The following is a 24,642-nucleotide window of genomic DNA, read 5'->3' on the forward strand; positions in this document are numbered from 1 at the left end:
TTCTGAATTGATGTCTAAGCATATTGGCAATAATATTTCAATAAAAAATATCGTTAAAAGATGAGTTTGATATCATGGGTCGAAATTTTTTTAGCCCATTTTACAACCCAACCTATGCCTTCTGAGTCTTGAATAAAAAATGGAACATTATGAAAAAAATTTACTACATGTTCTTTGCAGGTACAGTATCGTTTGCCTGTCAAAAGTCGGCTGTTGACAAAAAAGAGGAAGGGATTATCCGTTATAAAGAAACCATAACGATTAATAATGTGCCAAGGTCAACACTCACCTTTTTCGATGTGTCTGATAGCCGTTGTCCGGAGGGAGTTCAATGTATTGTGGCAGGGAATGCGACGGTAGATCTTTTATTGGAAGGCGTATCAACGGAGGGGCGGATATCAAAAAAAAGTAAAAATGTGCCTGGGCGATTGTTCTGCTTTTTTGGCTGATACAGTCAATGAAAAATTTGCAGGTAATGAGTATCAGTTCATTTTGAAGTCTGTAACACCCGTTCCAAAAAAAGATGTTGGACAAGTAAAAGCGGATTATGCTGTGGTGCTTGAAATCAAGAATAATTAGGTATTAAAGACTCAACCATTTTGTATTCCGAATCTATATACAACGGACATGCATTTCAGAACAATTCATAGAAAAAATGGCGTTATCGATGTTCATGAACACCAATAACGCCAGATTGCTAATTAATACTTTTATTCTTATTTCAACCTTTCCGGTCAATCTTCATTTCCAGCCAACTTACTTTTTCTGTATCCGTAACTAAAATATATCACAAGCCCGATTGCCAGCCAGATTACGAAGATGAACCAGTTGGACGCTCCCAGTTCAGTCATAAGGTATAAATTAGTCAGAATTCCCGCAACGGGAAGAACGGAAAAATTGTATTTAAAACTCATAAACGAAAGCACAATCCAGGAAATCCAGAAAATTACCGTTAAAAGTTTGTGTTCAAAAATCTCAGCAAGCGTTAGTGCTTTCCACTCGTCAATAACGCCTTGGCCGTAAAAAGTCAGACCCAAAATTGCGGCCAGAAGCCCAAATCCTACCAAAAACTTACCATTGAGATAAGGCACTTTAAACTTGGACCTCGCAGAAATCCCGGAATGATCAAGATAAAGTACGCCACCGCAAACCAGAATAAATGCAAAAAAAGTACCAACGCTGGTCAAGTCAACAAAGAAATCCATCTTGAAAAACAAAGCAGGAATCCCTACAACCAAACCCGTCACTATGGTTGCAAAGGAAGGCGTCTGATATTTAGGGTGAATTTTCGAAAAACGTTTCCAAAGTAAACCATCACGGCTCATAGTCATCCATATTCTCGGCTGGCCTAACTGGTATACCAGCAATGCACTGGTGATGGCAATAACAGAACTTACAGAAATTAAACCCGCCATAAAGTCCAGACCGATTCTTTGGAACACAAAAGCCAGCGGATCACTCACGTTTAGTTCTTTGTAGTTAACCATACCTGTTAACACAAGCGTAATCAATACATACAAAACGGTACAGATCATCAGGCAATAAATCATCGCTTTTGGCATATCGCGCTGCGGATCTTTACACTCTTCCGCCGTTGTAGAAATCGAGTCAAATCCAATAAAAGCGAAAAACACAGCAGCGACTCCACTCAAAACACCTTTTACACCATTTGGGGCAAACGGTGTCCAGTTTTCCGGTTTCACATAAAACGCGCCAGCAAAAATGACGAGCAATACCACGCCGATTTTTAGTACCACCATAATATTACTAGCCGTTCTGGATTCGCGGATCCCGATGTATACCAGACTGGTTACCAGCGCGGTAATGAGCCCGGCAGGAAGATCAAGAATGAGATGAAAGCCACCGACAACAGGCGCTATTTCATAGGCATGGGCAGCCAGTTTTTCCGCGGAACTTAAAGAAGCGATTCCGCTTGTTTGCAGTTTCGCGAAAGCATCCGCAGCGGACCCTGGATCAATCGTGAGATAACCCGGGATGACAATCCCGAAACCTTCCAGCATGCTGACAAAATATTTTGACCAGGAAATGGCCACAACCATATTAGAAACGGCATATTCCAGAATCAATGCCCAGCCAATAATCCAGGCAAACAACTCGCCGAAAGCTACATAGGCATAGGTATAAGCACTGCCGGAAACAGGAACAGTACTTGCAAATTGTGCATAGGAAAGTGCTGTAAAAACGCAGGCGATAGCTGTAAAGACAAATAAAAGTGATACTGCCGGTCCGCCATTAAAACTTGCCAGACCGATTGTACTGAAAATTCCGGCTCCGACAATCGCCGCAATTCCTAAGGAAACCAAGTCGCGAACGCCTAATATTTTGGCCAAACCGCCACTTTCGTTCGCATGCGCATCCCTCATGATCTGATCAACTGTTTTTTTACGAAATAGCGAAGCGTTTTTTTTCATTCGGTTATTGAGATTATTTCGAGTTTTTTGGTTCGTAGGAGCGAAAATAAGGATATTCCCATATCATCAGGTTAAATCCCCAAAATTTGTTGATTTAATCATCCTATTTTCAGGAATAATTGCTGTTTTTTACATATTCCTTAATCAAAATCGGCATAATTCGATCGAATTCTCTATTAATACCATAAATCCGATTGTAACCTTGTTCTCTTAATCACAATTTACTTTATATTTACGCATACTACTTTCTGGCCATGAAGATATATTCGTTATGAAATGCGCTCTGATTTCGCCCATTGTATTTTCCATGTTTCTCCACAATTCGCTGGCGCAAACGACTGAATCCTATTCTACCGCTCAGGCACATTCGCATAATGACAGCAGGCAGCTGCGTCCTTTCACCGAAGCTTTTGATCAACAATTTGGATCCATTGAAACAGATGTGTTGTTAAATGATGGAAAGCTTTATGCCGTCAACCACGAAATTGATGCTTCCGAAAACAGATCTCTGGAGAACCTTTATTTGAAACCAATTTCTGAACAAGTAGAAAAAAATAGTGGTCTGATCTACGTTGAGAATGACGTATATCTACAATTGGTTTTTGACCTGATCACACCAGCCTCCGAGACACTGCCCGCTTTGGTTAAATTATTGGAGAAGTATAAAAATCTCACTGAATCAAATTGTACGGTTAAAATTGTGATTACCGGAAATATTCCTGCTCCGGAATTATTTGATAAGTATCCGGATTATATCCGGTTTGAAGGAAGCCCGGATGTTGCTTACACGCCAGCACAGCTGGAACGTGTAGCACTCATCGGTCAATCCTTGCAAAAATATACCGGCTGGAATGGTGAGGGTCCCTTACCAAAAAACGACAGAAAATCGATTTTAAGAGTTGTTCAGAAAGCACATGAACTTGGAAAAAAGATTCGCTTCCGCGACGCTCCTGACAATATCAATACCTGGAAAACGATGATGGCCCTTCGGGTGGATTATCTGGACACAGGGAAAGTAATTCAAATGGGAGATTATCTGCGCACCGCACCACGCTGATAATTAAATCCTGCCGCAATAGACTGATTAAGATTTTGCCCTAATTTTTCAAAATTCTACCCAACTCATTCTTGCATGTCGACAGACCAGGTTGTTGCCCTTAAAAAAGTTTTGAAGCCCATCCATCTTTGGGCAATTGCAGTAGGACTGGTTATTTCCGGTGAATATTTTGGCTGGAACTACGGCTGGGGCGTATCCGGAACCATAGGATTTTTGATCGCCACGCTGCTCGTGACCGTCATGTATGTGACTTTTATTTTCAGCTTTACAGAATTAACAACATCCATTCCGCAAGCAGGCGGCCCTTTTGCTTATGCACATCGCGCATTCGGCTGGTGGGGAGGGTTGATCGCCGGTTATGCAACGCTTGTCGAATTTCTGATAGCACCTCCCGCCATCGCTTTTGCGTTGGGAAGTTATACGCATTTTCTTTATCCATCCATTACGGTACTTCAAACTGCCTTTGCATGTTATGTGATTTTCATCGGCATTAATATGCTGGGGATAAAGGAATCCGCCACTTTCTCGCTGGTTGTGACCTTGCTTGCGGTCGGAGAATTACTGATATATGTTGGAATTATAGCGCCAAGCTTTTCCTATGACACTTTCGTAACAGACCCTATGCCCTTCGGTTGGTCCGGCGTTTTTGCTGCACTTCCATTTGCAATCTGGTTTTATCTGGCAATAGAAGGTGTTGCGATGGTGGCCGAAGAAGTGGAAGATCCCGAACGTACGATTTCCAAAGGTTATATTCTTGGAATTTTAACATTAGTAGTTCTTGCCCTGGCAGTAATGATTTTCACGGGTGGTATCGCTCATTGGAAAGTTTTAAGTACCATTGATTATCCACTTCCGGCAGCGCTGGGAATTGTTTTGGGACGGGATAACAGCTGGACTCAGTTATTCGCCAGCCTTGGTTTATTTGGTTTGATTGCTTCTTTTCACGGGACGATCATCGGGTATTCGAGACAAATTTTTGCTCTTTCGAGAAGTGGCTATCTTCCAGCATTTTTAGGACAGGTAAATTCCCGTTTTCAAACGCCGCACTGGGCTTTACTGACAGGCGGATTTATTGGCTGCGTTGCTTTAAGTTTGGGAACGACAGATCAGGTTATCATTTTGGCGGCTCTTGGAGCAGTTGTGATGTACATCATCAGTATGGCAGCTCTTTTTGTGTTACGTAAAAAAGAACCCAATCTCGAACGCCCATTCATCGTTCCTGCCTATCCTTATTTTCCGCTGGTCGCTTTAATATTATCCGTTGTCTGTCTTGTTGCAATCGTATGGTATAATCTCGTGCTTAGCCTTTGGTTCTTCGCGGGGCTTTTGGTGTTGGCCGGCATATTTGTTTTGACTGGGAAACATAAGCGTTTGGGTTAAGAATATTATAATTCAATTATAATGATCAACTGACATTGTCTGGCAATAACTACTTCTTCTGATTCCATAGCGCGGATACTAGATCGACGCCGCGCGCACGGGACCTCTCATGCTTAATTCGATCCTGAAAAAGCTGCATTCCTAAACCAACTTCAAGTCCGACAGTCAACACGAAGTCTAAATCACTTAACAATCAGTATATTAAATATATTTTTATAAAAATTCCGATTATATCGATTTATATCCAGACAACTATGTGTATTATAGTTGTAATATTCATACTACAAATTTCGAATTTAATCGGGGACATAATACCTAACCTGACATTGACATGGGAACAGAGAAAACCATTTATCTCGTAGATGATGACCAGGATGATCTTTTCCTTTTAAAACAGGCATTGGAAAGTGCCGTTCCGGGTATCAACATTACGGAAATTACCGACTGCAAGACGTTACTTGACGTAATAGAAAATCAGGATGAAAGGCTGAACCCCTCGCTGATTTTACTGGATATGAATATGCATCGTATGGGCGGCATCGAAGCTGTTTCCAGATTGAAGTCAAATCCTAAAACACATAATATTCCTGTTGTGATGGTTTCAACCTCCAACGACAATCACCTGATTCGTGGCGCGTATGACGAGGGTGTAAGTGCTTTTATTACGAAACCTTTGTCACACCCAGAGTACAAAACCATGGCAGAAGCCATTGACGTTTGCTTTCTGAACAGCTTTTCTGATCAGGATGACGCCCCGGTTTCCGACAACTTTAAGAATAAAAGTATATTGGTGGTCGAATGTAATGATGACAGGTGGAAGTCCATGAACCAGGCCTTTAACACATACCTACAGGATCTTAAAATAATCAGAACGTGCACCAGAAATGATACTTTAAATTTTCTGACAGATGAATGGTTTAATCTTGCAAAACCACCTGCACTTATCATTTTCGATATCTACCTGCCCACGCGCCAGGAAGGCCTTGGGCTGCTTGATTCTATCCGATATTTTTTCTTGTTCCACAACCTCCCGGCTGTACCCATCATCATTCTCAGCAGTTCCGATCATTCTGAGGATATCAAAGTATGTTACGAGCACAATGCCAACGCATATCTTACTAAATCCAGGGATTATAATGGTTCAATGTCCTATTTGAAAAAACTTTGTCACTTTTGGTGTAATATGATCTCTGTGCCTAAACCAATGTAAATTGCTTTGAAGCTGTAAATGAGATTCGCATTGGGCAAATAAAAAAGGGTTGTCAGGAAATCTCCTGCAACCCTTCCATAATGCCTTAGTTTATTTATTTCAACTTCAATTCTGCTACCACCGGAAGATGATCCGAGGCATATTTTTCATCAATAACCCTTGTTGATACACTTTCAAATGTTCCATCGGATTTATACATAATAAAATCAATTGCGCGGTCTGGTACTTCAACAGGGATCGTAAATGCACATTCCTGGCAACTTCTTGTGAAAGATTTATCAAAATACTGAATTACCTTACTGTCCGGAAGTGCGTTGAAATCACCTCCCAAAATGACAGGCAAATTCGATTTTTCAAAATGTTTTACGATAAGCTCCGCCTGAGTTAAACGGTTTTGTTCTTTTAAATCCAGGTGCGTGCTGGCAAAAATAATCTTTTTCCCTTTGGAAATTTCCACTGTGACGGCGGCAATCGTTCTGGTTTCACCTTTAATAACCAGATCGATTGGTAAAATAAACTTCGTTGAATCCAGAATAGGAAAACGTGAAAGTACCGCAACGCCATAATCGCCGCCCTGGTGATCGATTGCCTTTGAAAAAAAATAGTTCATACCTGTCAGCTTTGCCAATTCTTTGGCCTGATTTATTCCTTTACCGGAACGTTCCGTATTCACATCCACTTCCTGCAACGCTACAAAATCAGGTTTTTCGTTTTTGATCACCTTCGCAATAGCCGCAACGTCAATTTTATCTCCCGCCGAAGGTGGATTACAATGATGAATGTTGTATGTCATTACTTTCAGAGTTTTGACTTTACGATCCACAATTTTATCAGACCTTTTCGCGAAAGCGGCCGCGCACCAACAAAAAAATACAATTTGAATTACTATTTTCATGATCTCAGATTTATCCTCTTTTACTTAATTTCTTGTCTTTTTCGCCAGTTGAAATTTACCAACAACTTCCCCATCATCTCGGATCATTTTAAGATTGAGCTCCTTTTTTGTAGCACGAACCTTAATTAAAGTCCGGTTCCCCTCGATAGGACCTCCGCCAATAACGATCGGATAATTGTGTGTCGCATCGGGTTCGTGGGTCATGTAACGGTGCGTATGGCCGGAAATTTGAATATCAATTTTGGCCTTATTCAGCATCGGACCAAAAACTTTCTGGCAGTGCAACGTACCATGCCAGTCGCCGGAATGGTATGGCGAAATATGAATAATCACAACCCGAAAATCTGCCTTTTTGAATTCGTCGTTTGCAATTTCCTTTTCAAGCCATTTGGCCTGAATTTCCCTGTAACGGTCAAAAGCGGCAAGTCCTCCATATTCAACACTGTCGTCCTTTTTGTCCTCACCAGAATCCAGAACTACAAATCTAACAGGGCCACGCGAAAAAGCATAATAAAATTTATTGTCAGGATAGGCAAAATAGGCTGGTATATGCCGCGAAAAACTTCCCCGACATTCATGATTCCCCTGCGTAAGAATAAAAGGTAATTCATTCGAAAAAATATCAGTGGTCGGTTTGATCAGGTGATCAATCAATTGCTGCTCTTCCGTAACCCAGTCGAAACAGTCTCCGTTGAAGACTACAAAATCATAGTCGCGAACATTCCCTGTGTAACCGTGTCTATACAATAATTGCGGAATAATCTGCGGACGATCGTGAATATCATTGAATACTACAAATTTCACTTCCTCCTCATCAGCCGCAGGCGTTTTGAAACCTAGCATCGCGCTGGTTATGGTTTCTCCAAATTCAACTTTGGAGCCCTTAAAGCCGGTTATCTCCGTGGAAACAATTTTGTACTTATGGCCAACGCCCGGTTTTAAATTGGAAAGCGTGATTTTATGGATGCGGTTGTTAGCTTCAATTAAACCGTTATTGTAGGCAAAAGCTTTGTTGATCGCATAACTCCCCTCTCCATATTCTACCCAACTAAAACAATTTTTACTCGTAACCCACATGATCGTAACCTCATCCGAACCCATATTCTGAAGATACGGACCAGCCATAAAATGATTTTTATCTTCTTCATTCGCAGCCGAGGCAGAAGCTCCCGGCAGGATACTAAGCGCCCCGATCTGAGACATTTTTTCTAAAAATGATCGTCTGTCTGAAAGCATTATATATTTGGGTTTAGGAATAGCTGTTCATTATAACTTAAAAGCGGCATGTATCAAATTTCTTTAAAGTGAATACCTAAATTTCAAATTACTAAAATCCAGGTATTCACTTTATCGAGGTTACCAGTTAGGATTCTGGACCAGTTTTGGATTTAGTAAAAGCTCCTGCGTTGCTATCGGATACAGATAATCCCGGGCCTCGTTAAACTTTTTATTTATGTGGCCGTTGACAACAATATTCCCTCCCTTATTTCCATTTTCCAGTAAAATCTCACTGCCCAGTTTCAGGATCTGCGCGCCGGCGGCTGATGGTTTTTCACCTTCATAAATGATCAGATCGACCTTGCCGTTTCTGTCCAGATCGTAACTTCCTGCGCCTGGAAAATACATACCTTTATAGGTCTTGGTCAATAGTTGTCCTTCTTTCCAACGAATAATATCGTCCCAGCGGAAGAAGTTTTCCATCACCAGTTCTACCCTTCTCTCGCGGCGGATTTCGAGGATAACGCCAACGTTACTTCCGCTCAGCTGCGAATATTGTTGCGCCTGGTAAGGATCAGGATTTTTATTTGCCTCGGATAAATTGATATTCGGCATACCAACCCGGTCGCGGATTAGTTTTATAGATTTGTCCAGATCATCCTGCGTCAAAGTGCCCTTTTCTGCTTTCGCTTCTGCATAATTCAATAACACTTCTGCATATCGGAAAATCGGCATGTCCGTGATGTCCTTGCCAAATGTGTCCCACTTGGAAGTTGAAACAAATTTGATCAGTTGATAACCAGTGACTGTCGCCCCGAACTCCGGAACAAGCTGGGCCGTTTCACCGATTCGGGTGTAACCTGGCGTCCGGATTGTTTGAGATAAGCGAGGATCACGGTTCTGTACCTCGTCAAAAAACTGCATGGTTTCATAACCCTTCACATCAGTAAACCGGGAGCCGTCCGCCATCAGATAACTGTTCACCAGTTTCTTTTCCAATCCTGGTTTTCCGTAAGAAGCAGTCATCGTGTAATAATTCAGGTTATGATAAACCTGCAATTCATCGCTGAAATCCCTGGCCAATATTACTTCATCGGCAATCGCATTATCAGAAGAAAAGAATTTCAGATATGCGGTTGATGGTGTGGCTTTGTAAATGGTATATCCACTGTTTTTCATCAGATCTTCGGAAGCAGAAATGGCTGCATCCAAAAATTTATCTGATCCTGAAAGTTTAAATTCAGGATGATATTTCCGGAATGTTCCTTCATACAGCCCAATCCGGGATTTCAAAGCGAGTGCCGTATATTTTGTGATCGTGCTTACCTGACGGGCTGCATCAAGGTTAGCAATCGCATACTCCAGATCAGCCATTACCGAATCCATCACCATCACACGCGGATCACGCGCTTTGGTGAGCGATTCTCCGTCCTTTTCTTCAATAGGCTGTGAATACCAGGGAACGTCGCCATAACGTTTCACCATACCGAAATAAAAGTAGGCACGAAAGAAACGGGCAAGACCATTGTATTTTGCTACCGCTTTTGGATCCGGACATTTTCCGGAATTGGCCAGAAAATAGTTAATATTCCGTAAAGTAGACCAGCTCCATCCTCCCCCGCTTGTCGGGACCACCCGGGTTCCCTGCAACTCATCACGAAGACTATTTTTTACGACATTATCAACATCTTCATTATACACATCTTCTGCCGATGGAAGTGCATTGTAAAAAGAATTGGTATAAAGCAGCAAGTCATTTTCGGTATTAAAAAATGTCTCTGGCGAAATAGCATCCATCGGAAGCTGATCGAGGTCACACGCTACCAAACTGAAGGTAACGGCGATCATTAATATTATTTTTTTCATAATGATATCTTATTAAGTCCGGGTTTAGAAATTGAGATTCAGACCGACGGAGAAGGTTTTGGATAATGGATAGGTTCTGCCGTTGGTACCGTCTCCGTCAAACTGTTCAGGATCTATGTATTTCGACCTAAGCGGCGTGTAAGTCAGCAAATTTTCGCCGCTTACATAAATTCTGGCTTTCGGAATTTTTATTTTTCTTGTCCATACTTCGGGGAAAGTATAACCGATAACAACATTTTTCAGACGCAGGTAACCTACGTTTTGAATGTATTTATCGTTAGGAGCATTCAAATCGCCACCGCCGTTAAGCGCGGTATATCCTCTCAACACTGGGAAATATGCGTTTGGATTTTCGGGCGTCCAGACATCTTTCTGGAAATCTTTTGGTATAAAAGAATAATAAGGACGGGAATATGGTCCCCAAAATTTATCTGCATTATTCCCCGGATACCAGTTTTTGCGAAGAATTCCCTGAGTCAGGGTTGAAAGGTCGAAGCCATTCCAGGAAGCTCCCAGATTTAATCCATAACGGAAACGTGCCCTGTTATTACCAATGATTTTTAAATCACCATGATTAGAAAGCGTATTTGCTCCCTGGTCGATTTTCCCGTTTCCATCGGTATCCACAAATTTGATATCACCCGCCTGTAATTTGTTCCACTCTCCGGGCGCGCTCAGGCGTTGTTTGTTCACAAGCGACTGGTCTACTGTATAGGCCTGTGCTTCATCGTTTGTTTTGAAAAACCCGTCCAAAGAATACCCCCATATATCTCCAATCGTCTGCCCTTCATAATAACTTGACAAAATCTTGTTTGGGTTATCATATTTCGTAATTTTTGATTTAGTATCAGAAACAATGAACGATGCATTGTAGGCCAACACTTTTCTTCCAACTTTCACCTGGTCATGCCAGGCGATTGAAAGCTCAAAACCTTTTGTTTGCAGATCACCTGCATTTTGGGTGGGAACCGGCGCTCCGTAAACAGCTGGGAAAACTTTTCCAGGGATCAGCATATCGGTAGTGTTACGGATATATGCGTCAAATACTACATTCAATCTGCTTTTTAATAAATCAATATCCAGGCCGATATTTGATGTAGTCGCCTTTTCCCAAGTCAGATTAGGCGAAATCGGATTGGGATTGTTTACATAAGAAAGCTTCTGTCCATTACTAATCCAGTTCGACTGAGCCGTCGGCATAATCGATATGTAAGGATAAAAACTGGCAGAGTTCGAGTTGGATGGAAGCTGATTTCCAAGCGTTCCGTAAGAAGCTCGGATTTTGAAATTATTCACAACATCATGGATCGGCTCGAAAAATTTCTCTTCACTAACGCGCCAACCGGCGGAGATCGACGGAAAGAATCCATAGCGTCTGCCAGCTCCGAATCTGGAAGTTCCGTCGTAACGACCATTTACTTCCAAAAGATATTTCCCTAAATAATCGTAATTGAGGCGGAAGAATGCACCAAATAATTCATATTGGTAAGAATCTCCCGTCGCCAGCTGTTCGCCTGTTCCAAGATCCAGGTCATTCAGGCTTTCAGAGAGCAGATTTTTTCTCGCGCCAAAAAGCCGCTGATGTTTTTTCGTTTCATAATTGATACCGGCAGTAACTCCGATATAATGTTTTCCCAAACTGTGATTAAAGGTAGAAAATACATTGACAACATTGGTCGGATCAAACCAGAAAGTTTTTCTGAGCTGATCTGTATTAAAGTTTGGGACAGGCGCTAAAATTCCAGGCTGAATTGAGTATTGCGCAACCGCAGAACGGTACCAGTCGTCGGCGATATAAAATGAATAGGAATGATTGGCAACAAGATTCCATGTTTTTGTAAAATCAATGGTTAATGAGTTGATCGTTGTCAGCTCATGCACTTTTTTCTCTCCGCCTGCTACGCCTTTCAGGAGATTGGCAAATAATCCATCTCCGATAGAATAATTATTTTTCAGCGTATTGTAAGTCGCCGTTCCATCCGGATTTCGCGGTGCGTAGATAGGAAGTGCATGGACCGTTATGCCGACAAAGTTCTGATTTGCCCCGCCTTCCAAACCCGGGTACTTATATCTTGAATCGAAATACTGAGTATTGTTACTTACTTTTAACCATGGAGTCAGCTGGGCATTCACCTTTGTGCGTAACGTATACGAATTGAACTTATCCGTATTGATCTTCATAATCCCGTCTTTCGAAAAGGCAGATCCCGAAAGGAAATAATTGATTTTCTCAGTACCTCCCGACAAGTTTAAATTATGTTGTTGAGACGGTTCAGTCGTCGTGAACATCGTATCCCACCAATCATAACTTCCATAATAGTTGTAAATGTCTTTTCCATTTACATTTTTCACCACCGTCCAGGGGCGTGCCGGATTTTCGGTTTTGTCATAGCGCCGTGCTTCCAGTTCCTTATAATCTTCATCCGAATAACGCGTGTACGTATTTCCAGTTGCCCTTTTAAAAGCTTCATCGTTCAACATCGTATGCTCGTAACCATTGGTCAGGAAATCTGTACTTACCGTCGGTGTTGACCAGCCGAAATTATTGCTGTATGAAATATTTGTCTTACCACTTTTTGCCGTTTTTGTGGTCACGAGAATTACGCCAAAGGCTCCACGTGCGCCATAAATTGCAGAAGCAGCCGCATCTTTCAGGACAGAAACTGATTCCACATCTCCCGGATTAATACGGTTGATATCGCCAGGAATACCATCGATTAACACCAACGGCCCGCCGCCATTAATAGAAGTTTCTCCACGGACATTCAAATTCCCGCCCTCCCCGGGACGACCAGTCGAAAACGTTATATTTAAATTTGGTACCATGCCCTGAAGTATCTGTGACATATTATTCAACGGACGGTTTTCCAGATCTTTCGCCTGAACCTGAGTCACGGCACCAGTAAGGTTAACCTTTTTCTGGACACCGTAACCTACTACAACAAGTTCGTTTAGAGCTTTGGTATCCGGAGCCAGCGTAACATTTACGACCGATCTGCCTCCGACGGTTACTTCCTGAGATATGTACCCGACAAAGCTGAAAACCAGGATACTCTCGGTCGTTGGAACCGTCAGTTCGAAACCGCCGTCGTTATCTGTAGTCGTCCCGCTGGTGCCACCTTTGACAATGACACTCACGCCCGGCAAAGTTCCGTTATCATCTCCGGCTTTCACTGTTCCTTTGATCCGGATCTCCCGGTTTGCCATATAAACATGCAACTTATTTTCGAGCGATTCAATGACCGTTTCTTCCTTTTGGACCCGTTCCCTCGCCAGCACAATTTGTTCGTTGATCACCTTATAATTAATCCCCCGCGGCGTTAACAGCTGATCCAGAACTTTGGAGAGTTTCTGATTTTTTACATCGATGGTTACAATCTCTTTCAGAGAAACGCGGCTGCTGTAAACAAATTTCGTGTTTGTTTTTGCCTGAATCTGTTCCAGCGCCTCATTCAGCCTGACATTGCTGATCCGAAGCGTCACGTCTTTACTTAATACCGACTGCGCCGAAAGTTCACTTGCATAACTTATACCTGCAAGTAAAACGGCCAATATCCATTGTAGCAATCCGATGCGCATTATCTTTTGCCAGTTAAGAGGCTTGTTACGTACTGAATTTTGCATAATTTTGATTTGTCTTAATAGTTAAAGCACTGTTGGGATACATGAGCCTTTTGTTTCGGTGGTACGATTCAACAAAGGCCATAAGATTGATCCGGGGGTGGTGGTACACTCCCGGTTTTTTGTTATTTCACGGCGGGATCAGGTAGTTGTCTTTCATGGTTTAAGTTTGGTTAACTTTTTTGTTTATCACTCGTTGCACGGTAATCCATCGATCATGATTATCTTCCCTGACATCGTGTAATTTGCTTCAAGGGTGGTACAAAGCATTTCCATGATACCCGGCAAGGGTTGTTTTTCAAAATCTCCGCTGACCCGACAGGATGACAGTCCAGGATTCGCTAACTTAATTTTGATATCAAAACGTTTTTCAAGCTGTTCAATAACCTGATTTAAAGGAGTTTGTTTGAAAACAACGGTAACTGGCTCATAAATCTCCTTTTTCATCTGTGGAGCCATGGCGGCAGAAACCAACCGCTTGGTTGCGGTTTCAAAAAATGCCTCCTGTTTTGGCGTTAATACGACCAGCTGCTGTTTTTGATCCTTATCAGGAGCTGATACTTCAACCTTGCCGGTGACTACGGAAATCTGGAAAATCTTTTGTTCTGTGGGAGCTTTCACATTAAAACTGGTACCCAGAACCTTGATCACCATTTCTCCGCTTTGAATGGAAAAAGGACGGGATTTATCTTTTATTATATCAAAAAAACCTTCGCCGGTGAATGTCACAAGCCGTTTGTCATGATCAAATTCTTTTGGATATTGAATGGAAGATTTTGTATGCATCCAGACAGAACTCCCGTCAGGAAGCTGGTGTTTGACGACCCGGGGTTCTTGATTTATAAATTTAATAACATGCTCCGCTCCCTTCCGCTCAATCTGTTTTGCAATAGAAATTTCCTGTTTACTATTAAAATTGTAGGTAAAATAAATACCAAAAACCAGTAAAACGGATGCGGCAAGCCAGGTGATCCAGCCCAACGGAAATTTCCTGACCTCCGGCGCACTACCAAAGTTTAATTGAGTTTGTATCTTGGAGAAGGTCTCGTTCTGCAATTTAAGCTGTTCATGCGCTGGCAAAGAACCGAGGAAATCAGATTCTCCGCGCAGGGAAGCAAACCATTTTTCGACCAGTTCGCGCTCGTCGTCCGTACACTGATTGTTAAGATATTTGTCAAGAAGTTTGGGTGAGATATGATCAGGCATCATGGCTTAGCGAATGTTACAATTCCTAAGTCGCGCGCCAAAGGGTCAACCCTTAGTCGGTATCAAAAAATAATTTAATAAAAACTGACGAGAATGAGCGCGTATGCGAAATGCTCTTTAAGATATTCCTTTAAAACCCTGATTGCCTTTGTGATATGCTGCTCAACTGTTTTTTCGGAAATTGCTAATTGAAGCGCAATTTCTTTATTGGAATTCCCCTTTCTGCTAAGCATAAAAACTTCTCTGCATTTTGGAGGCAAAAGATGAAGCCCTTCTTCATAACGGATTTGCAGATCAGAAGTAAGGACACCCTGATCGGTCAGATTTACAGAATCTTCGCTATGCAGTTGCCAGCGATCATAATGAAATTTTCGGGTATATTCCTTTCTGTAATAGGATATAATAAGATTTTTAACCGAGGAAAATAAATAGGAGCGGCAGGAATTGACCTTACTTCTGTTACCTTGTTGCCAGATACTGACAAATAATTCCTGGACGATTTCCTGGGCAACAAACTGGTCGTTGACTTTACTGTACGTATAATTAAACAAAATACGGAAATAACGATCGTACAGCATGGTGAAAGCTGACTCATCGTTATGCTCCTGAATGCGTGTAAGAATTTGTTCGTCGGAATAGGTAAAATTTACTGTTGCCATAACCTTAATTCCTGAGTCCTATTATTTATTATACTTTTTTCGCAAAGTTCGGTCAATATTATCGCTGACCATCGGTTTTCAGATTAAGTAATTTTTCTCTTTTTTTTACTTTCTTAACATAAATTTAACGAAGATTTATTACCCGAAAATTTAAAAATGCAGCTTTTCCGGTTCAGATGTCAGTTTTCGAAAAAGTTATAGTAGAATCATTATTTCCCATAATGACTATGGCAGCCAGGTTTATAAATAATCCATGTTCGACAACGCCGGCAATTTCGCTAAGCCTGGTCGCCAGATAAGCAGGGTCAGCGATCAATCCAAAATCTGCATCAATAATATAATTACCCTCTTCGGTCAGAAGCGGTTCATTCTCTAACAGCCGAAGCTCTCCTTTTCCTCCAAGTTGAGTAATTTGGCTCATAACATATTTCGCAGCATACTTAATGACTTCAATTGGAATTGTAAATTTTCCAAGAAGCTCAACTTTTTTCGACGAATCTGTTATAATGATTTCCTCTTTCGTTAAAGAAGCTACAACCTTCTCTTTCAGCAGCGCAGCTCCTCCGCCTTTTATCAAATAAAGATCGGAAGTAAATTCATCAGCACCATCAATCGTTACGTCAATATAACTTACTGAGGAAATATCAACCGTTGGAATGCCAAGCGACCTGGCCAGTTCTTCTGATTTTGAGGATGTTGATACACCGGTTATTTTCAAACCATTTTTTACAAGCTCTCCAATTTCCAGTATGGCATATACCGCGGAAGAGCCAGATCCCAAGCCAATAATCTGATTATCTTTAAGATATCTGACAGCTTCTTTTGCTGCCAGTTTCTTTTCGTTATTTAAATCTTTCATCTTCAAATTTCATATAAAATGAGGCTTGTAAATATTGCAATTAAAAAATGAAGATGAAACTATTGTACAGAATTGTACATAATAGTTTCATCTTCCAGACATCGCCAGTCTGACATTTTACAAAAATTCACTGTAAGTAACTTTGTCCCACAAAATGAACTATTTGGTATATACGCAATATGAAAAAAATTTGCTATACTTCACTATCTATGAATTGTCTTAGCATATATTGAAGAATTCCTCCGTTGCGGTAATAGTCAATTTCCATCTTGCTTTCCAGCCTGCATCGAACACTGAAAGTTTTGTAGTTTCCATCCATATCCAGCGCAGAAACGACCAGATGCTGATTCGGTTTGATGGAATCGTTAAAACCTTTGATCGTAAATTTTTCGGTTCCGTCCAGACCGATAGTCTCTGCGGTTTCTCCATCAAAAAACTGCAATGGTACAACGCCCATACCAACCAGGTTACTTCTGTGAATACGCTCGAAACTTTCTGCAATTACAGCTTTTATACCAAGCAGATAGGTGCCTTTTGCTGCCCAGTCGCGGGATGAACCACTCCCATATTCCTTACCCGAAATGACAATCAGCGGCGTTCCATTTGCTTTATATTCAAGAGAAGCGTCATAAACCGTCGTTTCCTCACCAGTTGGGAAATAGGTAGTAAATCCGCCTTCCTTCGAAGCCAGCTTATTTTTTATTCGGACATTGGCAAACGTACCACGTACCATCACCTCATCATTCCCTCTTCTCGATCCATAAGAATTAAACGCTTCGTAGGGAATATCGCGGCTAAGCAAATACCTACCCGCGGGAGAAATTGTACTGAATGACCCTGCCGGGGAAATATGGTCCGTTGTTACAGAATCGCCCAGCATAAGCAATACGCGGGCATCAGCAATGGGCTGAATCATATCCGGTTCAGCAGAAATATCAACAAAAAACGGAGCTTCCTTCACATAAGTTGAGTTCGGGTCCCACTGATATGCCTTATCCTGAGGCACTGCCAAATTCTTCCAAAGGTCATTTCCATCAAAAATTTCGCTATAACTTTTTTGATAAAATTCCCTTTTGACAACATGATCAACAACCCCGGCAATTTCTTCCTGCGACGGCCAGACATCTTTCAAATACACTGGCGCTCCGCTTTGGTCAAATCCCAGAGGTTCTTCCTCCATGTCTATATCCATCCTGCCGGTTATTGCATAAGCGATTACCAGCAATGGCGACATCAGAAAATTCATTTTAATCTGCGGATGTATCCGCGCTTCAAAATTTCTGTTGCCGGAAAGTGCCGCCGCCACGATCAGGTCTTTGTCTACAATGGCATCGGATATAGGATCTGGCAACGGACCCGAATTGCCGATGCAGGATGTGCAGCCATAACCAACCACATTGAATTTCATCGCTTCCAGACTTTCCAGCAATCCTGATTCTTTAAGATAATCAGTCACCACTTTCGAACCCGGAGCCAGACTCGTTTTAACCCAGGGCTTCACATTCAGACCTCGCGCCAATGCCTTTTTCGCCAGCAAACCAGCGCCGATCATGACATCAGGATTTGATGTATTGGTACAACTGGTAATGGCGGCTACGACAACATGACCGTCGTTAAGATAAAATCTTTCTCCATTGTAATTTACCTCCGCAAAACGCATTTCCGCTTGATCATTTTCTATGACCTGAGCTGGCTCCACGTTGCCACCTTCGTCTGCCCAGGTACTTAATGGCCTGTCTTCAAAGCGTATGTACTTTCTGGAATATTTCTGTTCTAATATACCAGAGATCATATCCTTTGCCTGTGAAAGCAAAATTTTATCCTGCGGCCGGCTCGGTCCGGAAATCGTAGGAGCAATTGTATTTAAATCAAGTTCGACAACCTGACTGTAATTTATGGCATCTTCATTTTCCCGCCAAAGCAAATTTTCCTTCGCGTACAGTTCTGTCAACTCGATTACCTCCCGCGGACGATTGCTTTTTTCCAGGTACTGGATCGTCTTTTCATCAATTGGGAAAAATGTGATTGTACAGCCAAATTCCGGCGACATATTTCCAATCGTTGCCCGATCAGGAACCGATAGTGAGCTTAATCCATCCCCAAAAACCTCAACGAATTTGCCGACGACTTTGGTTCTTCGGAGCAATTCGGTTATCGTTAAAACCATATCCGTAGCAGTTGTTCCAACGGGAAGTTTACCGGACAATTTCAAACCAATCACTTCCGGGACGGCAAAAAACTGGGGCTGTCCAAGCATCGCTGCTTCGGCCTCGATCCCACCGACACCATAGGCCACAATACCCAGACCGTTGACCATAGGCGTGTGCGAATCCGTTCCGACGAGCGAATCCGGAAAAGCAACACCGTCCCGCTCAACCACACATTGCGAGAGATATTCAAGATTTACCTGATGGCAAATTCCCATTCCAGGCGGCACTACTGAAAAATTATCAAAAGCTTTTTGCGCCCATTTAAGAAACCGGTAACGTTCGCTGTTCCGCTCATATTCTTTTTCAACATTCTTCTCATAAGCATCCTTATTTCCGAAATAATCGACCTGAACTGAATGGTCAATCACCAGATCGACCGGAATCAGCGGATTAATTCTCGATGAATCCTTCCCCTGCCTTTCCATTTCTGCTCTTAATGATGCTATGTCGACAATGGCCGGAACGCCTGTAAAATCCTGCATCAAAACTCTGGCAGGCATAAACGGGACTTCCTTATCATTCGGCTCTGGCGTCCAGTTGATCAGCGTTTCAACATGTTCCTTTGTAATAACTTTTCCGTCAAAATTTCTCAGAACATTTTCGAGCAAGACGCGTATACAAAAAGGCAAAGCCGACACATTTGTCCCCTTCTGCTCCAAAGCTTTCAAACTGTAAAAATTGAGGCACTTATCCTTTAAATTGAGTGATCTTTTTATATCCAGAAAATCCTGACGCATGGTGAAAAAAGTTTAGTTTTTGCAAAATATTAATTGACTCAATAACTATACCATTGCAGGTTACCGGTCTCAGATGCTTACTTCGCAATCTACATAAAAGTTTTCCTCAAAGTCAATGTATATTGTCAGGGTATAGTGTTTAAAACGAACACATTATTTCAGGGGAAAGGCATGTATCTCACGATCGAAGTAGATGACGTGGACAAGATTTATGCGGACATAAAAAAGAAGGGTATTGAAATAAAGATCGATTTGCGCGATGAGCCGCGGGGCGACCGGCATTTTGCCACTGAAGATCCAAACGGAATTGACATTGATATTGTCAGATACTCGCCGCAATGAAAAAAGATCATTGTCCCAGCCAATTTTTGAAAGGCTGCATTTTTTCGCGGCTTATCAGAATATCATTATCAGCACACTGGTCCAAATGAATTTTCAACCGGCTGTTCGAATAAGTAAAAACTGCTTTGATCGCGTCGACGGCGCTGATGTATTTTCTGTTTAACCTAAAAAAACTTTCCGGATTCAGCAGCGTCTCAACCTCGTCCAGTGTGTAATCGACAATAAACTTTTTCCCGTGTTTTGTCATCAGAAAAGTGACTTTGTCTTCGCTATAAAAATAGCAAATTTCTTCGATAGCAATGGTTTGGATTCGCTCACCGATTTTTACAAGGAAACGGTTTTTATATACTTTCTGAACCGGTTGAAGCAAAGTTTTAATTTGATCAAGCGTTATCTCCGGAGCCTTTCTCCCTGATTGAAATTTGTTCAAGGCATTTTTTAATTCTTCCGGATCAACAGGTTTTAATAAATAATCTATGCTGTTTAGCTTAAAGGCTTTGATCGCATATTGATCGTATGCGGTGCAGAAAATGATTGGAGATGTAACCCTGACATGTTCAAAAATCTCAAAACTTATCCCGTCGGCCAGTTGAATATCCAGAAATATCAAGTCAGGTTGTCCATTATTATTCAGCCATTCAACAGCGGAAGTGATTGTATCGAAATTCCCGAAAATTTCACATTCCGGTAAAATTTCTTTTATCAATTGCACCAGCCGCTTCGCCGCAAGGTTTTCGTCTTCGATGATCAGTATTTTTGTCATTTTGAAATCAGTTTTTATAATTCCTTCGCAGTTAGCAAAGGTAATTTTACAACAAATGAAGTGAGCGATTCTTCTATATCAATTGGCTCACTACTCATCAATTCATATCTTTTTCTAATATTCGAAAGGCCGATTCCCGTTGACTCTTCCGATAAACTGCTCTTCAATTGAAGATTGTTTTTCACAACCAATTTATTTCCCTCGATCAATATGTCGATTACCAGAGGATTTGCCTGCGACGCAATATTATGTTTTATCGCGTTCTCTAAAAGCATTTGTAAAGAAAGCGGCGGCAGGAAAAAGTCCAATTGTTCGCCAAGATCAATACGATATAACAAACCTTCCTCAAAGCGTATTTTTTGAAGTGAAAGAAAGTTTTCAGCAAATTCCAGTTCGCCGGAAAGTTTGACTAGTTTTTCCTGCTGAACTTCTAAAACATATCGATAAATCTTAGACAGCTGGCGAATAAATTTAACAGCTGTATCCGGATTTTCATACACCAGATTACTCAGAACATTTAGAGAATTAAACAGGAAATGTGGATTCAACTGGTCCTTTAATGTTTGATATTGCCGGGCATATTGCTCCGTTTTCAATTGTTCAGCTTCAATCGCCGATTTCCGCCATTCCAGCAAAAATGATCGGCTGATCAATATGACCGAAATTACAATTGAGATTTTCAAAGGTATGATTGTGTCAGAAATAAGCTCGTCCCACGGAATATTTTGCATATCTATTGAGTGATATACGAAGGTTCCGAAGAGAAAAGATAAAATTATGCTGGTGATAAAAACATATAAAATGTATCCGGAAGTCTCCAGAATTAATCTCTGAACAGGATATTTTATCCACGGCATTTTTCGGTCAAAATAGTATTCAAAAAGAAAACCACCGTAACTTAAAGCGCATGATACCAAAAAAGAGCTGATCAGATTATCAATCGAACGGATCAAACCTTCCTTACTCAAAAGACAAGAGGGACAGAAACTAAAGGTAATTGCGGCGGCAATAATGAGATTCACCCCAAAAAAAGAAGAAGAAAAATTCCAGAATTTTTTTGTGCCTTTTGAAGTAGGTGACATACAGTGCGTATTTTTCTTAAAGAATGTAATTTTGGAGATTAATTCCAATTCAGGCATATCCTGATACTGCAAATCCCTGGAATCACTGACATACTTTTGACAATTGATCAGCAAGATATTTCCCCCAGGTTGGCATCAATGCAGCTTTTAATGTTTCTTCATTTTGAGCTTCAAATGAACGCTGACTTACTTTAACCAAATCGCAGGCTTTTTCTGTACCGGAATTGAAAAATTTCGCCATACCAAATTCCATTTGCGCCATTAGTACGGCGGCTCTTGGATTTTTAGGGTCAATTTTCATGGCTTTACCAAAATTGTACATCACCTTTCCTGACAAACTTTGACCTCTGCTTGCCGGATCAGCACTCACTTCCGCCATTACTTTGAAGCCTTCCAGCGCGATTATCTCAGCATTATCCGGAGAAATCACCTCTGCTTTTTTGATTAATTCTTCTGCCTTAGTCAACGCTTCGTCCTTTTTCTCCAACGACATGGAATTATCAAGTCCCTGGTAAATGTATGCCAGAGCACCGTAGTAAAATGGCAACCATTCCGTCGGATTCAACTGACTTATTCTAGAAAATGCATTAGCGGATTGCTGGAATTTATTGAGCGAATCAGCGCGATTCAGTCTGGCAATTTCAGTTTTCATAACCTTTTGGTAAGGGGTTTCCTGCGCAAAAACAGAATCAATAATGGCAAAGATTAAGATGATTGTAAACAATGATTTTTTCATGATTTCCGGATGTAAAAGTTAGTAATAAGAAAAAATTGACATTAAAGATTGTTCAGCTGATTTGCAGTTTTATCCTTTGAAAGTGTGATAAAGAGCCCTGCGAAGATCATTCTCGTTGCCCCCTGCCCTGTTGCAATTCTGTCATAAAAGCCTGTTTCATCTGGCTGACTGGCATATCTATAACCAAACACATTGTTTCTTCCCAGCACATTGGAACATGCCAAATGCAGGATCATATTAGGCTTTGGCAAATAACTCCAGCTGATACTCAGATCGCTATACGCCTTTGTTTTGCTTTGCATTTCCCCAGGAAGATTGGGGTCGCTGAAAGTATAACCGCTGTTCCACGACCATGAAGTTCCAAGCTGTGATTTCAGGCTGCTTACGAAATGTTTTAAAACAACTGATCCGTTATGTTTTGGCGCGAAAGATGGTTGCACCTTCGATTCGTAAACAGAATATTTTCGCTTGCTGTCGACGAAACTGTAAGTCACCCAAAAGTCTGTATTCCTGATCGTTTTTTTGTCCCGGTAAAAAATATCAGCACCTCTTGCATAACCTGAACCAGCCTGTGCGATTCTGAGAGGGGCTTGGTCAGTGCCGCTGTAAGTAGCCAGATTTTCGTAGGTTTTATAAAAAGCCTCCGCACGTAAAGTCCTGTTATTATTGACAATGAAGTAATTAACTATAAAATGACTTGCCTCTGCATTCTGCAGATTATTTTGCAACACTCTCAATTTTTCATCAGGAAGCTGGTGGAACTTACCGGCGGCAATTGAAAATTGCCCCTGGTTATCCAGCTTATATGCAAGAGAAACTCGAGGATCAAGCCAGTATTGTTTCGCGACAGAACTAAATCCGCTGCGCAAACCTCCTCTGAAAACCAGCCTGTTGCTGAAATAATAATCTGCTTCGAGAAAATGATTGAACTGATGATCATGCAAATCGCGCGTCCGCTTGTCATCAATTAATTCTTCTGAATAAGATTTCAGATACCACTCAACGCCATTTTTCAGAGAAAACTGTGGATTAATATCTTTTGTCGCCACTACTTTCGCATGGCCAACTTCGTTAATCTGGCGCATCGGTTGATAGTTAAAATTGATCAGATCCCGATTATGAGAATATGCCAGTCCCCCGTAAAATGACCAATCATTTTTTCCAGTCTGACGAAATGAAACATTTCCGTAAGAATAACGATTGTTGATACGAACGCGATCTCCCCTGCCTGGCTCGCCGGGTACCGGTTGCCAAATCGTCATTGAGCTTCCCTCGGTGTGCGCATACGCCTTTACAAATCCTGATTTACCCCATTTTTGTTTTAAAGAAATTTCGGTATCCCAGCTGGCCGGGCTTTTCTCCCAGTCAAATTTCTGGCTGACCAGGGATTGGTATGGTCCAAGATTATAGTAATTGGCTGAGGCAGTAACCGCATTTTCCTTTCCGACAAGAGTTTGAGTGAAACCTCCGCCCAGTGACATAATACTGAGATCGCCCTGACTTCTCAACGGCATATCCAATGTATTTAACGACAGCGCCGACGAAAGTGCTTGCCCATATTCTGCGGAATAGCCGCCCGTACTGAAAAAAGAGCCTTTGAATAAATTAGGACTAAAACGATTTCGCGTGGGCACGTTTGCGGCAGTGCTGCCGTAGGCATTTCCAACTTGTAACCCATCGATAAAAATGCTGGTTTCGGAAGCGTCGCCTCCTCTGACAAACAGCCTGCCGTCATTTCCAACGGTGGAAGTTCCCGGGAGTGTCAGTAAAGCAGCCGTGATATCACCCATCGCTCCGGATGTTGTCACGATATCAAGTGGCTTCAATACCACCGATTTCTTCACATCGCTGGCCTCCATGGCGCCTGCACTGATTGTTACGGCCGTTAGCAAATTTATGCTTTCAGAAAGGGAAATTTGAAGAATTAATGGCTGCTTCGAACAAATAATTTCTATCTCCTGTGTCTTGAAGCCCAACGCCTGAAACGATACGATCTGCTTACCGGAAGCGGTAGTTTCAAAGTTAAATTTCCCGTTTTCATCCGCAGACACTCCGTCGTAAGTCCCTTTTATCAGAACATTTGCTCCCGGGATACCTCCGCCTTTTTGGTCAGAAATTTTCCCGGAAACCATAGTTTGACCTAGAACGGAGCAATGGATTAAGAGTAGCGTTAGCGAAACGAACAGCGTTTTCATTCTGATCTTCTGTTTAGATTATGATCAAATTTGAAGACTACGCTGATAGGGATCAATCCGGCCTTACCGAAACTTATTTTTTTTTAGCCGAAGTTGAGAATTCGGTTACTGAGTTGTTTGCCTTACTTCTCACCCCATGCCGTAATCATGGAATAATATTTTTAGTGTTTCATA

At 41.7% G+C, this 24,642-nt stretch carries 18 protein-coding genes; 5 read left to right on the forward strand and 13 right to left on the reverse strand.

Going from position 1 to position 24,642, the window contains the following annotated elements:
* Positions 1 to 149: 149 nt before the first annotated feature.
* Positions 150 to 449: a hypothetical protein gene (locus tag AC1XUO_RS01965; RefSeq protein ID WP_483328073.1), complete on the forward strand. Its 300-nt coding sequence runs from the start codon at positions 150 to 152 to the stop codon at positions 447 to 449.
* A 285-nt stretch (positions 450 to 734) separates the two neighbouring features.
* On the opposite strand, the gene AC1XUO_RS01970 is transcribed toward AC1XUO_RS01965, so the two are convergent.
* A complete protein-coding gene (locus tag AC1XUO_RS01970; protein ID WP_483328074.1) occupies positions 735 to 2,432 on the reverse strand; it encodes an amino acid permease in 1,698 nt (565 codons plus the stop codon).
* A 271-nt stretch (positions 2,433 to 2,703) separates the two neighbouring features.
* Here AC1XUO_RS01970 and AC1XUO_RS01975 point away from each other — a divergent pair, with 271 nt between their 5' ends.
* From AC1XUO_RS01975 to AC1XUO_RS01985, 3 genes are all read left to right on the forward strand, one after another.
* Positions 2,704 to 3,489 carry a PI-PLC domain-containing protein gene (locus AC1XUO_RS01975; RefSeq protein ID WP_483328075.1) on the forward strand — a complete coding sequence of 262 codons (786 nt, stop codon included), beginning with the start codon at positions 2,704 to 2,706 and terminating at the stop codon, positions 3,487 to 3,489.
* Between the two features lie 75 nt (positions 3,490 to 3,564).
* Positions 3,565 to 4,869, forward strand: a complete 1,305-nt coding sequence (eat, locus tag AC1XUO_RS01980) for an ethanolamine permease (protein WP_483328076.1) — start codon at positions 3,565 to 3,567, stop codon at positions 4,867 to 4,869.
* Positions 4,870 to 5,200: 331 nt separating this feature from the next.
* Complete coding sequence (locus AC1XUO_RS01985) at positions 5,201 to 6,079, forward strand: response regulator (RefSeq protein WP_483328077.1); 879 nt, start codon at positions 5,201 to 5,203, stop codon at positions 6,077 to 6,079.
* A 94-nt stretch (positions 6,080 to 6,173) separates the two neighbouring features.
* On the opposite strand, the gene AC1XUO_RS01990 is transcribed toward AC1XUO_RS01985, so the two are convergent.
* From AC1XUO_RS01990 to acnA, 8 genes are all read right to left on the reverse strand, one after another.
* Positions 6,174 to 6,872, reverse strand: coding sequence for an endonuclease/exonuclease/phosphatase family protein (locus tag AC1XUO_RS01990; protein WP_483328078.1), 699 nt, complete (start codon positions 6,870 to 6,872; stop codon positions 6,174 to 6,176).
* Positions 6,873 to 6,998: 126 nt separating this feature from the next.
* Complete coding sequence (locus AC1XUO_RS01995; RefSeq protein WP_483328079.1) at positions 6,999 to 8,210, reverse strand: metallophosphoesterase family protein; 1,212 nt, start codon at positions 8,208 to 8,210, stop codon at positions 6,999 to 7,001.
* 120 nt (positions 8,211 to 8,330) lie between these two features.
* A complete protein-coding gene (locus tag AC1XUO_RS02000) occupies positions 8,331 to 10,058 on the reverse strand; it encodes a RagB/SusD family nutrient uptake outer membrane protein (protein ID WP_483328080.1) in 1,728 nt (575 codons plus the stop codon).
* Positions 10,059 to 10,082: 24 nt separating this feature from the next.
* Positions 10,083 to 13,682, reverse strand: a complete 3,600-nt coding sequence (locus AC1XUO_RS02005) for a TonB-dependent receptor (RefSeq protein ID WP_483328081.1) — start codon at positions 13,680 to 13,682, stop codon at positions 10,083 to 10,085.
* A 186-nt stretch (positions 13,683 to 13,868) separates the two neighbouring features.
* Positions 13,869 to 14,888 carry a FecR family protein gene (locus tag AC1XUO_RS02010; protein ID WP_483328082.1) on the reverse strand — a complete coding sequence of 340 codons (1,020 nt, stop codon included), beginning with the start codon at positions 14,886 to 14,888 and terminating at the stop codon, positions 13,869 to 13,871.
* Between the two features lie 71 nt (positions 14,889 to 14,959).
* Positions 14,960 to 15,544, reverse strand: a complete 585-nt coding sequence (locus tag AC1XUO_RS02015) for an RNA polymerase sigma factor (RefSeq protein WP_483328083.1) — start codon at positions 15,542 to 15,544, stop codon at positions 14,960 to 14,962.
* 172 nt (positions 15,545 to 15,716) lie between these two features.
* Positions 15,717 to 16,403: a ribose-5-phosphate isomerase RpiA gene (gene rpiA, locus AC1XUO_RS02020; protein WP_483328084.1), complete on the reverse strand. Its 687-nt coding sequence runs from the start codon at positions 16,401 to 16,403 to the stop codon at positions 15,717 to 15,719.
* Between the two features lie 193 nt (positions 16,404 to 16,596).
* Positions 16,597 to 19,350, reverse strand: a complete 2,754-nt coding sequence (acnA, locus tag AC1XUO_RS02025) for an aconitate hydratase AcnA (protein ID WP_483328085.1) — start codon at positions 19,348 to 19,350, stop codon at positions 16,597 to 16,599.
* A gap of 135 nt (positions 19,351 to 19,485) precedes the next feature.
* Here acnA and AC1XUO_RS02030 point away from each other — a divergent pair, with 135 nt between their 5' ends.
* Positions 19,486 to 19,692 (forward strand): VOC family protein, encoded by a 207-nt coding sequence (locus AC1XUO_RS02030; RefSeq protein WP_483328086.1) that lies wholly within the window; start codon positions 19,486 to 19,488, stop codon positions 19,690 to 19,692.
* A 7-nt stretch (positions 19,693 to 19,699) separates the two neighbouring features.
* On the opposite strand, the gene AC1XUO_RS02035 is transcribed toward AC1XUO_RS02030, so the two are convergent.
* The 4 genes from AC1XUO_RS02035 to AC1XUO_RS02050 all read right to left on the reverse strand — a co-directional run bounded on the left by AC1XUO_RS02035 (position 19,700) and on the right by AC1XUO_RS02050 (position 24,468).
* Entirely contained in the window at positions 19,700 to 20,455 is a 756-nt protein-coding gene (locus AC1XUO_RS02035) for a LytR/AlgR family response regulator transcription factor (RefSeq protein WP_483328087.1), read from the reverse strand.
* A 14-nt stretch (positions 20,456 to 20,469) separates the two neighbouring features.
* Positions 20,470 to 21,537: a sensor histidine kinase gene (locus tag AC1XUO_RS02040; RefSeq protein WP_483328088.1), complete on the reverse strand. Its 1,068-nt coding sequence runs from the start codon at positions 21,535 to 21,537 to the stop codon at positions 20,470 to 20,472.
* A gap of 82 nt (positions 21,538 to 21,619) precedes the next feature.
* On the reverse strand, positions 21,620 to 22,273 hold the full coding sequence (locus tag AC1XUO_RS02045; RefSeq protein ID WP_483328089.1) for a hypothetical protein: 654 nt from the start codon (positions 22,271 to 22,273) through the stop codon (positions 21,620 to 21,622).
* A 41-nt stretch (positions 22,274 to 22,314) separates the two neighbouring features.
* Positions 22,315 to 24,468, reverse strand: coding sequence for a TonB-dependent receptor (locus tag AC1XUO_RS02050; RefSeq protein WP_483328090.1), 2,154 nt, complete (start codon positions 24,466 to 24,468; stop codon positions 22,315 to 22,317).
* Between the last annotated feature and the right edge of the window lie 174 nt (positions 24,469 to 24,642).

It is taken from the genome of Dyadobacter sp. HNCC25DJ186, from assembly GCF_056895235.1.